General features: G+C 30.8%; 12 protein-coding genes. 8 read left to right on the forward strand and 4 right to left on the reverse strand.

Features of this window, described 5'->3' with window-relative positions; translation table 11 throughout:
• Positions 1-12 precede the first annotated feature (12 nt).
• A complete protein-coding gene (locus H527_RS0102100; RefSeq protein WP_027411176.1) occupies positions 13-603 on the forward strand; it encodes a pseudouridine synthase in 591 nt (196 codons plus the stop codon).
• A gap of 192 nt (positions 604-795) precedes the next feature.
• Positions 796-1,923, forward strand: coding sequence for a histidine decarboxylase (locus H527_RS0102105; RefSeq protein WP_027411177.1), 1,128 nt, complete (start codon positions 796-798; stop codon positions 1,921-1,923).
• A 17-nt stretch (positions 1,924-1,940) separates the two neighbouring features.
• Here H527_RS0102105 and H527_RS23435 read toward each other — a convergent pair whose 3' ends face one another.
• The 4 genes from H527_RS23435 to H527_RS21225 form a co-directional block, all read right to left on the reverse strand.
• Positions 1,941-2,195, reverse strand: a complete 255-nt coding sequence (locus H527_RS23435; RefSeq protein ID WP_081414530.1) for a CatA-like O-acetyltransferase — start codon at positions 2,193-2,195, stop codon at positions 1,941-1,943.
• A 175-nt stretch (positions 2,196-2,370) separates the two neighbouring features.
• Positions 2,371-3,063, reverse strand: a complete 693-nt coding sequence (locus H527_RS0102110) for an HAD family hydrolase (RefSeq protein WP_027411178.1) — start codon at positions 3,061-3,063, stop codon at positions 2,371-2,373.
• 94 nt (positions 3,064-3,157) lie between these two features.
• Positions 3,158-4,849: an energy-dependent translational throttle protein EttA gene (gene ettA, locus H527_RS0102115; protein WP_027411179.1), complete on the reverse strand. Its 1,692-nt coding sequence runs from the start codon at positions 4,847-4,849 to the stop codon at positions 3,158-3,160.
• A gap of 53 nt (positions 4,850-4,902) precedes the next feature.
• On the reverse strand, positions 4,903-5,079 hold the full coding sequence (locus H527_RS21225; RefSeq protein ID WP_229809227.1) for a CAL67264 family membrane protein: 177 nt from the start codon (positions 5,077-5,079) through the stop codon (positions 4,903-4,905).
• Positions 5,080-5,408: 329 nt separating this feature from the next.
• Here H527_RS21225 and H527_RS0102125 point away from each other — a divergent pair, with 329 nt between their 5' ends.
• From H527_RS0102125 to H527_RS0102150, 6 genes are all read left to right on the forward strand, one after another.
• Positions 5,409-7,037 (forward strand): acyl-CoA carboxylase subunit beta, encoded by a 1,629-nt coding sequence (locus tag H527_RS0102125; RefSeq protein WP_027411180.1) that lies wholly within the window; start codon positions 5,409-5,411, stop codon positions 7,035-7,037.
• Between the two features lie 2 nt (positions 7,038-7,039).
• Entirely contained in the window at positions 7,040-8,869 is a 1,830-nt protein-coding gene (locus tag H527_RS0102130) for a tetratricopeptide repeat-containing sensor histidine kinase (RefSeq protein ID WP_027411181.1), read from the forward strand.
• A 12-nt stretch (positions 8,870-8,881) separates the two neighbouring features.
• Positions 8,882-9,634, forward strand: coding sequence for a LytR/AlgR family response regulator transcription factor (locus tag H527_RS21230; RefSeq protein ID WP_051316592.1), 753 nt, complete (start codon positions 8,882-8,884; stop codon positions 9,632-9,634).
• A 130-nt stretch (positions 9,635-9,764) separates the two neighbouring features.
• Positions 9,765-10,397, forward strand: coding sequence for a hypothetical protein (locus tag H527_RS0102140; protein WP_027411182.1), 633 nt, complete (start codon positions 9,765-9,767; stop codon positions 10,395-10,397).
• Between the two features lie 43 nt (positions 10,398-10,440).
• Positions 10,441-11,133, forward strand: coding sequence for a VWA domain-containing protein (locus H527_RS0102145; RefSeq protein WP_027411183.1), 693 nt, complete (start codon positions 10,441-10,443; stop codon positions 11,131-11,133).
• 5 nt (positions 11,134-11,138) lie between these two features.
• The gene (locus H527_RS0102150) at positions 11,139-11,846 is read left to right on the forward strand and encodes a TapB family protein (RefSeq protein WP_027411184.1); all 708 of its coding nucleotides are present in this window, start codon (positions 11,139-11,141) and stop codon (positions 11,844-11,846) included.
• Positions 11,847-11,917 lie beyond the last annotated feature (71 nt).

Below are 11,917 nucleotides of genomic sequence, written 5' to 3' on the forward strand. Positions count from 1 at the left end.
TCTACTTTTTGAATGGATCCTAATGTTAAACAACAAAACCATACGCATTTTGCTATCTACAAACCCTATGGCTATTTGAGCCAATTTATTAATAATGGACAAAAACAAAATTCAAAAAAACTATTAGGTGAATTATATGATTTTCCTAAAGGAACAATGGCTATTGGTAGACTTGATGAAAAATCTGAAGGATTATTATTATTAACTACAGATGGAAAAACCAGTAACGATATATGTAGTGGCTCTACCGAAAAAGAATATTATGCCCAAGTAAATGGAGAGATTACTACAGAAGCTATTGAATTATTAAGATCTGGTGTCCAAATTGGTTTTGATGGAAAAAAATATACTACTACGCCTTGTAAAGCTAATAAAATAGAATCTGTTCCAGTGTTTCCTGAACGCTCAAAAAAAATACGAGACAGTAGACATGGACCTACAAGTTGGGTATCTATTACTCTACAAGAAGGCAAATTTAGACAAGTTCGGAAAATGACATCTGCTGTTGGTTTTCCTACCTTAAGACTAATACGTGTACGTGTAGGCTCTATTTACTTAAAAGGAATGGAGATTGGCGAAGTGCGAGAATTAGACTCGATATAATTTTTTTAATACTATACTCCATTTTTACCTATCATTAAGAAGAAATATTTTCTAAAAACAATATTAAATTTCAACGAAAAAAGAATAAAAAACATATTATTTAGTATAAAAAAGACTATAATTCTATTTTTATTATATTTTTTAGAAAATAAAACTTTTGTGTGTAGTTTTGACTAAAATTATATACCTATCATGAAATTACATGCAGCGGAACAACAACAGCTAGAACAATTATATCTTAGCATACAAAATACCACTCAAAATTTTTTAGGATATCCAGTTTCAAAAGATTTTGATTATTCAGAATTAATGCCATTTTTACAATATCCATTAAATAATCTTGGAGATCCCTTTAGTGAATCTACATATCGTGTAGATTCCAGAGCTATGGAACGTGAGGTTGTTAATTTTTTTGCAGGACTATTTAGAGCACATACAGATGATATATGGGGATATGTAACTAATGGTGGATCTGAAGGTAATTTATATGGTTTATATGTTGCCCGTGAATTATATTCTAAAGGAATGGTATACTTTTCTGAAGCTACCCATTATAGTATTCAAAAAAATGTAACGTTACTTAATGTAGATTATGTTATTGTAAAATCCTTACCAAATGGGGAAATGGATTATGAAGACTTAAAAGATGCAGTTGGGTATCATAGACACAGACCTGCTATAATTGTAGCTAATATAGGTACAACAATGACTGAAGCCAAAGATGATACTAAAAAAATTAAAGGAATTTTAGAAAACATGGCTATCGAAAAACACTACATCCATGCAGATGCAGCATTAGCAGGTGGTTTTGCTCCCTTTGTTACACCAAGACCTGCTTTTGATTTTGAAGATGGTATTGATAGCATCTCGATTAGCGGACATAAATTTATTGGTTCTCCTATGCCATCAGGCGTAGTAATAGTAAAAAAAGATAACAGAGATCGAATTGCCAGAAGAATTGCATATATAGGTAGTTCTGATGCAACTATAACCGGATCTCGAAATGGGCATACTCCATTATTTTTGTGGTATGCAATAAAAAAACTAGGCGTGGATGGCTTTAAAAAACGTACAGAGCATAGTTTAGCTGTAGCTTCTTATACTGAAAAAAAACTAAAAGAACTTGGGATTAAAGCATGGCGAAATCCTAATGCTTTAACTATAGTTTTTCCTGCTCTTAGCGAAACTATAATAAATAAATGGCAATTAGCTACTGAAAAAGGCCAATCGCATATTATTTGTATGCCAAACGTGTCTTATGAGCAAATCAATGAATTTATTGCAGATGTAGAATTAGAAATGTGTACCTCTGCTATATAATAATTATTTAGTAATCTCTAAAACTCTTTTAGATATTGACCAATATAATATCCATCCATTAATCTATGATGCACATTAATTGCAATAGGTAAGCATAGTTTATCTTTAGAGTATTTACCAAATGAGAATTTTGGCACACTATTTTTACATTGAAAATGCCTGACGTGTGTATGTCTTGTAAAAGTATACCAAGGAATTGATGAGTAATGGATGGTATCTATGCGTTTCGCATTATCTGTATTTCGTAACCCTTTACTGTTTTGCGTTTCCAGATCTAATTTAGTCCTACTTTGTCATCTTATATATGCTTTTATTTCATTTTTAGATTACCATTAAAATCTCTCTACATCTCCCGTCATAGGGAGAATTTTATTCCTTCCTTTGAAGGAAGGTTGGGATGGATCTATTTTTAACTCCAAAATGACAAAGTAGGATTAGTTCTCTTTTTTATAATATCTGTAATAGATCACTAGCTTTTGTAAAACTTTTAAAATTTGGATGATTTATTTCTTCATATATCATTTCATGTGCCCAAGTAGTATGAAATGGTATATGAAATGCATGCGCTCCGATATTTAAAACAGGTAGAATATCTGATTTTAATGAGTTTCCAACCATTAAAAACTCATTTTCTTGAATATCCAGATGTTTCACTAGTTTTTTATAGTGCTTTTCTGTTTTATCGGAAACAATTTCTATATGGTGAAAATATTTTTCTAGACCAGATTTAATTAATTTGCGCTCTTGATCCAACAAGTCCCCCTTAGTAGCCATTACTAATCGATATTTTTTAGACAGCTCTTTTAACGTAATCTCTATACCATCTATTAGCTCTACTGGTGCTTCTAACATTTTTTTTCCTATATCGATAAGTTTCTGCACGAGCTCTATTGGCATGGTTCCTTTAGAAACAACTATGGCTGCTTCTATCAAAGAAAGTGTAAAGGGTTTGATGCCATAACCATACAAAGGCAGATTTCCTATCTCCATATCAAAAAGCAACTTATTAGCTTCTTCTTTTGGCATATATCCTTCTAAAAGAGCACAAAAATCTTCTTCTGCTTTTCTAAAAAAAGTTTCATTTACCCATAGAGTATCATCTGCATCAAAGGCGATGACTTTTATGTTTTGTAGTGGCATTTTTTTTTAAAGTATGTAAGTTTTAAATCAACACTCTGCAATGCAAAATGCAGAGTGTTGATTTTTCAATAATTTTACTAGTTTTTACCTCTAATTATCGAACTAACTTCTTATATTTAATACGTTTTGGCATTAAATCACCTCCTAAACGTTTCTTTTTATTTTCTTCATAATCCGAGAAGCTTCCTTCAAAGAAATATACTTGCGAATCTCCTTCAAAAGCTAATATGTGCGTACAGATTCTATCTAAAAACCAACGGTCGTGAGAAATCACTACGGCACATCCTGCAAAATTTTCTAAACCTTCCTCTAAAGCTCTTAAGGTATTTACATCCAAATCATTGGTAGGTTCATCTAAAAGCAAAACGTTACCTTCTTCTTTTAAAGTCATTGCAAGGTGTAATCGGTTACGCTCCCCCCCGGATAGTGTAGAAACTTTTTTGTTTTGTTCGCTTCCACTAAAGTTAAAACGACTTAGATATGCTCTTGAGTTTACTTGTCTGCCTCCCATCATGACCAATTCCTGCTCGTCACTAAAGTTTTGCCAGATAGTTTTTTCTACATCTATATTACTATGGCTTTGGTCTACATACGCTATTTTGGCTGTGTCTCCTACAGTAAAGCTTCCTTTATCAGGTTGCTCCTCTCCCATTATCATTTTAAATATAGTGGTTTTACCTGCTCCGTTTGGACCAATAATCCCTACAATACCTGCTTGCGGAAGTTTAAAATTTAGATCTTCATATAGTAACTTATCTCCAAAAGCTTTACTTACTCCTGTAGCCTCTATTACATTGGATCCTAATCGTGGACCATTTGGTATGTAGATTTCTAGTTTTTCATCTACTTGTTTCTGATCTTGGCTTAGTAATTTATCATAGTTACTTAAACGAGCTTTTTGTTTTGCCTGACGTCCTTTTGGAGCCATACGAACCCATTCTAATTCTCTCTCTAAGGTTTTTTGACGTTTCGAAGCTTGTTTTTGTTCTTGCGATAATTTTTTTGCTTTTTGGTCCAACCATGAAGAGTAATTTCCTTTCCAAGGAATCCCTTCTCCTCTATCTAACTCTAATATCCATCCTGCAACGTTATCTAAAAAGTACCTATCGTGTGTTACTGCAATTACAGTACCTTTATATTGTTGTAAATGATGCTCTAACCAATGTACAGATTCTGCATCTAAGTGGTTGGTTGGTTCATCAAGTAATAATACATCTGGTTCTTGTAATAAAAGACGACAAAGAGCTACTCTTCTTCGTTCTCCACCAGACAAAACTCCAATCTTTTTATCTGCATCTGGCGTACGAAGAGCATCCATTGCTATTTCTAATTTTGTATCTAGCTCCCATGCGTTACTTGCATCGATCTGATCCTGTAGGCCTGCTTGTTTATCCATAAGTTCCTGCATTTTATCAGGATTTTCATATACTTCTGGCAAGCCAAACATATCATTAATCTTATTGTACTCATCTAAAACAGCTACAGTTTCTGCTACTCCTTCTTTTACTACCTCGAGTACAGTTTTTTCGGGATCTAACTGTGGTTCTTGTTCTAATAAACCTACCGTATATCCAGGTGCAAAAACCACATCTCCTTGGTAGTTTTTATCTATTCCTGCTATAATTTTAAGTAATGTAGATTTACCCGAGCCATTAAGCCCCAGAATACCTATTTTAGCTCCGTAAAAAAAGCTTAGGTAAATATTTTTGAGAACTGGAGTATTTGCACTTTTATAAGTCTTACTAACTCCCGACATCGAGAAAATCACTTTTTTATCGTCTGACATATGTTCTGATATTATTATTTTTTATTAAGATGATTTGTATATATCTATTAGAATTAGACTCTTCCTTTTAAGGCATTAAAAACCCAGGCAATTGCAAAAAAACCAATACCAACAGCGGCAAAACCATATCCTGACACATCTCTATATCTAAAAGCTCCTAATGCAATAAGTGCTAGTCCAACTAATATCATTATAAAAGTTGCCCAAGCTAAAACTGTATTTTTATTCATTCCCATAAATTATTATTTAAGTTTAGTACGGTTGTTCAAATATTTAATAAATGAACAAATGCAAATATCGGTATTTTATCGTCAAAACACAGGTTTTTATAGAGTTCTTAAGACATAAAAACACCTTATCATCTGTTTTATAACAAATTAAAAAACGCTTTTAATAAAAAAACATTAAACAGGGATCTTAAAATAATTTTATTAAATAACAAAAGAATAACATCTGTTATAATCTAATAATAGATTCATTTAAAATATTTTACTATCCTTTATAAACTCTATGTTTTTTGTATTTTCGTGCAAACAATACACACTCATAACACACACCAATGGATATAAACTTTAATAAAAACGAAGATCATAATAAGCTTTTAGTATCAGATTTAAAACAGCGATTAGCTAAAGTAAAACTAGGGGGAGGCGAAAAACGGATTGAAAAACTTCATGCTAAAGGTAAATTAACAGCGCGCGAAAGAATTGATTATCTATTAGATAAAAATTCTAAATCTATAGAAATTGGAGCTTTTGCAGGAGAAGGTATGTACGAAGAGCATGGTGGTTGTCCTAGTGGAGGTGTGGTTGTAAAAATGGGGTACGTAAGTGGCAAGCAATGTATCGTAGTGGCTAATGATGCTACTGTAAAGGCTGGAGCTTGGTTTCCGATTACAGGAAAAAAAAATCTGCGTGCTCAGGAATTATCTATCGAAAATAAATTACCCATTATCTATTTGGTAGATAGTGCAGGAGTTTATTTACCTATGCAAGATGAAATTTTTCCTGATAAAGAACATTTTGGGAGGATTTTTCGTAATAATGCTGTAATGAGTAGTATGGGGATTATTCAGATTTCTGCAGTTATGGGGAGTTGCGTTGCTGGTGGAGCTTATTTACCTATCATGAGTGACGAAGCCCTTATTGTAGATAAAACAGGAAGCATATTTCTTGCTGGAAGCTATTTAGTAAAAGCCGCTATTGGCGAAAGTATCGACAATGAAACTTTGGGGGGAGCTACTACCCATTGCGAAATTTCTGGAGTAACCGATTACAAAGCAAAAGATGATGCAGATGCTTTGGACACTATTAAAAATATAATGTCTAAAATTGGTGATTTTGAAAAAGCTGGTTTTAACCGAACTAAACCTACTGTTCCTAAAGAAAATCAAGAAGATATTTATGGCATTTTACCTAAAGCCCGAAATGAGCAGTATGATATGATGGAAATCATTAAACGATTAGTGGATGATTCTGATTTTGAAGAATATAAAGCTGGATATGGACAAACTATATTAACTGGATATGCAAGGATTGATGGTTGGGCTGTAGGTATTGTAGCTAATCAACGTAAAATTGTAAAAACCAAAAAAGGAGAAATGCAATTTGGTGGTGTCATCTATTCTGATTCTGCAGATAAAGCAACACGGTTTATCGCCAATTGTAATCAAAAAAAGATACCATTAGTATTTCTACAAGATGTTACTGGTTTTATGGTAGGGAGTAAAAGTGAACACGGAGGTATCATTAAAGATGGTGCAAAGATGGTAAATGCAGTGAGTAATAGTGTTGTTCCAAAATTTACTATCATAATTGGCAACTCTTATGGAGCTGGTAATTATGCAATGTGTGGTAAAGCATATGATCCAAGGTTAATAGCCGCATGGCCTAGCGCAGAGCTTGCTGTAATGGGAGGTTCGCAGGCTGCAAAAGTTTTATTACAGATCGAAACCGCGTCTTTAAAAAAGAAAGGAGAACAATTATCTGAAGAAGATGAAAAAGCGTTATTTGATAAAATTAAAGCTCGCTATGACATGCAAACATCACCATATTATGCTGCAGCAAGAATATGGACGGATGCCATTATAGACCCTCTGGATACTAGAAAATGGGTTTCTATGGGTATAGAAGCTGCTGATCATGCTCCTATCGAAAAGAAATTTAATTTAGGGATAATCCAAGTCTAACAATGAAAACATTATTTATAATTTTCATTGTTTTTAGTAGCTTTGGTATCCTTGCGCAATCTAATACCAATAACATAAAACAAATAGAGCTTAAATTAGCTGAATCCAAAGAGTTATTTCAAAAAAACTTAGATAGTTCTTTGTACTATTCTAATAGTGCATTGCAACTGTCTACGTTAATTAAAAATGATACCCTAATTGCTAAATCACATTTACAAAAAAGTAGTGTGCTTATTTTAAAAAAAAGATTTTCTGAAGCTGACTCTTTACTTCAAAATAATCTAAACAAAGATTTACCCAAACATATTAAAGGTCAAACTTTACATAATCTGGCTACGATACAGTATTACAAACAGGATTTTGAAAAAGCTTTAGGTATTTATCTTAAAGCTGCTAAAATACTCGAACAGGCCAAAAACTCGAAGCAACTTGTTAATACCTATACTAATATTGGGTCTATTAATGCTGCTCTTAAAAATTTCAAGAACGCGCAAAAATATTTAGAAAGAGCTTTGCCATTAAGTGAATTTAATGAAATGATTAAGCTACAAATTCTGGTAAATTTATGTAATATTTATCTTGAACAAAAAATGTTTAAAAAATATACAGACAACATATTTGAAGCCGAAAAACTTGCTAAAAAATATAATTCTAAAAACACTCTTTCTGTTATTTATACTAACTTATCTAACTATTATACCGAAAATGACACAAACTACGATCTTGCTCTTACCTATGGAAAAAAAGCTATTTCTTTAAAAAAAGAGTTGAACCAAATACAAACTATAAACGTTACCTATAATAATGTTGGGCATTCTTATCTAAAAAAAGGAGAATATAAAAAAGCCATAGCATACATGGATAGTGCTATGATTGGTGCTCAAGGAATACTAAAGACGTATATCTATAATAATTTAAAAGATTCTTATTTAGGGATAAATAATTATAAAAAAGCATTGTTTTATGCTGATTTAAAAGATTTTCATAAAGATTCTATTGTAGATGCTAAACAAAAAGAGAAAGTAGCTGAACTGACCGAAAAATTTGAATCGGAAAAACAACAACAACAAATAGATATTCTAGATTCTAAAAATCAAATACAAGCGCTCACTATAAAACAGCAAAATTATATATTAGTTGCATTAATTGTTTTTGCTCTTTTACTACTAATTTTAGGATATTTTGGTTTTAAAAATTATAAAACAAAACAAAAATTAAATACTTTATTACTGCAACAAAAATTAAGAAAAATACAACTTAACCCTCATTTTTTATTTAATGCATTACAGAGTATTCAAAATTTTATACATCAAAATGATAAGGAGAAATCCAGCTCCTATTTAACTAGTTATTCCAAATTAATTAGATTAATCTTAGAAAAATCTGATCATGATTTTATAAGTGTTGCAGAGGATAAACAAGCTTTAGAAGCTTATCTTGATTTGCAAAAAATTAATCAAAACAATGTTTTTTCTTATACCATACAAATACAAAATAATGTAGAAGAAGATTTTGATATTTTGCCTCCTTTAATTACCCAACCTTTTGTTGAAAATGCTATTCTTCATGGATTAAAAGATAAAACAGAAGGATTGATTACTATAAAATATTATAAAAATAACACAGATTTATGTGTTTCTATTAAAGATAATGGTAGAGGTTTTGAAATACATAAAGAGGATTCTAAAAAATTACATAAATCTATGAGTATGCAAATAGTAAGGGAGCAATTAAAAAACCTAAATAAAACTTCTAAAAAAATTAATGGAAATGTTTCTATAGGATCTTCTCCCAAAGGAACAGAAGTAGTTTTAACATTTGCAGCTGCTTAATTAATCATTTATATGAATACTACTATATCTTGTTTTATTGTAGAAGATGACCCTCAGGCATTAGAATACTCCTCCTCTATTATAAAAAATTATGAAACCATGCATATTGTGGGTAATTCAGATAGTATTACTGAAGCTGCAAGACTAATAAAAAAACTAAAACCCAATTTTATAATCTTAGATGTTTTTCTTAGAGATGGCAATGCTTTTGATTTTTTAAAACTGTTTGACGAAATTAACTTTAAAATCATCTTTACGACATCGTATGCCAAATATGCTATTGATGCTTTTAAATTTAGTGCGTTAGATTATTTATTAAAACCTTTTGAAGAAAAAGAATTAATTACAGCCTTAGATAAAGTTTCAAAAGATATTCATAAAGATAATTACAAATATCAACTACACACATTACTTCATAATTTTTCTAATAATGAAGATTCAAGAAAAATAGTTCTAAAAAATGCAGATGCCATGCACATAGTTGTTTTAAAAGACATTCTCTATGCAAAATCTGATAATAATTATACCACATTTTTACTTACGAATGATAAAGAAATACTGGTTTCTAAACCTTTAAAATCATTTAATGAAAAACTTGTCCCTTATAATTTTTATAGAGTTCATCAAAGTTTTCTAATCAATCTTCATCATATTTCTTCTTTTGATAAACGCAATGAAGAAGTTATTTTAAAACAATCTTATTCTGTTCCTGTAGCCCAAAGTAGAAAAAAAGACTTAATAGAATATATAAATCAACTTTTTTAAGATTCTTTTAAAACTCTATCGATTTCTAAAAATCTACCTTCTAATTCACATTTTCAAGAAACGCTGTTATTAATAAGTCTAATTTCGACTTATAATTAATCATTTCACTCACTTAGTTAACAGCAAAACAATGACAAAAGTACTTATAACTTTAATTTCTATTCTAGTATTATCATCCTGTGGGAAAGATAAAAAGGAAGAACAAGAACCAGGTTTATTCGATATTATAGAAGGGGTTTCTGATTTACGAAAAGTAGCCGATGAAGCAGAAAAAATAGAAGAGGATAATGAGAAGTTAATGAATACAAAACCTATATCTAATGAAGAAATAAAAGCTTTTTTACCAGAACAAATACTAGAGTATCCAAGAAAAAAGTTTTCTATTGGTAATCAATTTATGTCAGAAATTAGAATGGGAGAAGCTGAATATGAAAGTGAAAATGGTCAGAAAATCTTATTATCCATAATAGATGGTGCTGGCGAAGCTGGAAGTTCTATGATTATGCTTGCTCGTTTAGGGTTTACACAAGATTTTGAAGAGCAAAATGAGCGAGGATACAAAAAATCGACAACAATTAATGGATATAAAGCTACAGAAGAAATAGAAAAAGATGCCTATAATGATGGCGAAAATTCTAAAATTGAACTTCTTATTGCTAATAGGTTTTTGGTTTCTATGGAAGGAGATCAAGTTTCTCTAAATGAGTTAAAAAAGGGGTTTTCTCAACTCAATTCAAAAAAACTAGAAGAAAAAGCTAATTAGTTCTACTCGATTCTAAAGTCTCCTAATTGATAATCAAAAAAAAATGAAAAAAATATTTTCTATTAGTATTCTGCTATTTATGATGCAATCTTGCTATGTAATGAAAAAATCAAATGAGTTTTTTGGAATAGAAACCTCTACCAAAAATACTTTGTACCTTATAGATATATCTGGTAGTATGGAAGGAATTGATGAAGGTTCTGTAAAAGATCAGGTAATGCGAGAGGTTGGTAATAAAGCTGGCAATAAAGTAAGTAATCTTATTGGAGGCAAAGTTGGTAGCATACTAGGCAAACAAGTCACGAAACAAGCTACAAAGCTAGGTGCTGTAAAACGTAAACTAATCCCTGCTATTAAAGGGTTACCCGATGGTAAGAAATTTACGATTTTTACTTTTGAAAACGATGTAAAAAAACAATCTACAGAATTTAGAATTGCTAATAATATGGTTCGAACATCGGCTAACATATTTGTAGAAAACTTAAAAGCAGGCGGTGGTACTAATACGCTAGCTGGCTTATTAGAAGCTTTATCTTTAAACGAAGTACAGGAAATTGTATTGATGAGTGATGGATTACCTAATGATAGTCCTGATAGTATTTTAAAAGAAATCAGAAAAGTAAACATCAATAAAACTATCATACATACTATTGCTTTTGGAGAAGACGCAGATCATAACTTTATGAGGTCATTAGCTGAAGAAAACAATGGCACTTTTATTACTTCAAAAATGTAATTATTATGAAAAATAAAATATCAAAAAACATAGTATTAACGCTGTGTTCTTTTCTAATTATATCTTTATCAAATGCTCAGGATTGTAATACAGTCCCTTTTATGAAAAAAGGAGCTATATTAGAATATACAGACTACAACAAAAAGGGAAAACAACAGAGTACTACCATACATGAAACTTTATCCTCTTCAAAACAAAATAAAAACACCAATGCTACTATAAAAGCAACAGTAGATAAAGGTAAAAATCATGAGAAATTTAGTGCCGAATATAATGTAACCTGTACTAATGGGTTATTTCAAATAGATATGCTTCGTTTTTTTAATTTAGATAAGCTTTCAGAGCAAAATAAAAATAATTTGAGTTTAAAAATAGATGGAGATGTACTTGAGTTTCCATCTGGTATGAAACCAGGTGATGAACTTAATGATGGTGCAATATCTATTAAAGTTAATAGCAATAGCTTTACACTTGTTACCATGAACTTTACCGTTTTTAATAGAGAAATCATTGGAGAAGAAAAAATTACCACTTCAGCAGGAACTTATCATTGTAAAAAAGTAACCTTTGATTTTGAATCCAAATTTGGTTTTTTGAACATAAAAGGGACTGGTATAGAGTGGTATTATAATGATGTAATGATTATACGATCAGAATCTTATAATAAAAAAGGTAAGCTAATAGGTTATCACGAATTGACTAAAATACAATAGAATTTTTTGTATTGTAAGAAGGTATTTTTTATAAAAAGTATAATTTACCTATTTATAAATAGGTAGAAATA

The sequence above is a fragment of the Aquimarina muelleri DSM 19832 genome, assembly GCF_000430665.1.
Lineage (GTDB): Bacteria > Bacteroidota > Bacteroidia > Flavobacteriales > Flavobacteriaceae > Aquimarina > Aquimarina muelleri.

Bases quoted from the DNA above. Each gene is read 5' to 3' on its own strand.
- H527_RS0102100 (WP_027411176.1), top strand. From the start codon at position 13: ATGGATCCTAATGTTAAACAACAAAACCATACGCATTTTGCTATCTAC.
- H527_RS0102105 (WP_027411177.1), top strand. From the start codon at position 796: ATGAAATTACATGCAGCGGAACAACAACAGCTAGAACAATTATATCTT.
- H527_RS0102110 (WP_027411178.1), bottom strand. From the start codon at position 3,063: ATGCCACTACAAAACATAAAAGTCATCGCCTTTGATGCAGATGATACT.
- ettA (WP_027411179.1), bottom strand. From the start codon at position 4,849: ATGTCAGACGATAAAAAAGTGATTTTCTCGATGTCGGGAGTTAGTAAG.
- H527_RS21225 (WP_229809227.1), bottom strand. From the start codon at position 5,079: ATGAATAAAAATACAGTTTTAGCTTGGGCAACTTTTATAATGATATTA.
- H527_RS0102125 (WP_027411180.1), top strand. From the start codon at position 5,409: ATGGATATAAACTTTAATAAAAACGAAGATCATAATAAGCTTTTAGTA.
- H527_RS0102130 (WP_027411181.1), top strand. From the start codon at position 7,040: ATGAAAACATTATTTATAATTTTCATTGTTTTTAGTAGCTTTGGTATC.
- H527_RS21230 (WP_051316592.1), top strand. From the start codon at position 8,882: ATGAATACTACTATATCTTGTTTTATTGTAGAAGATGACCCTCAGGCA.
- H527_RS0102140 (WP_027411182.1), top strand. From the start codon at position 9,765: ATGACAAAAGTACTTATAACTTTAATTTCTATTCTAGTATTATCATCC.
- H527_RS0102145 (WP_027411183.1), top strand. From the start codon at position 10,441: ATGAAAAAAATATTTTCTATTAGTATTCTGCTATTTATGATGCAATCT.
- H527_RS0102150 (WP_027411184.1), top strand. From the start codon at position 11,139: ATGAAAAATAAAATATCAAAAAACATAGTATTAACGCTGTGTTCTTTT.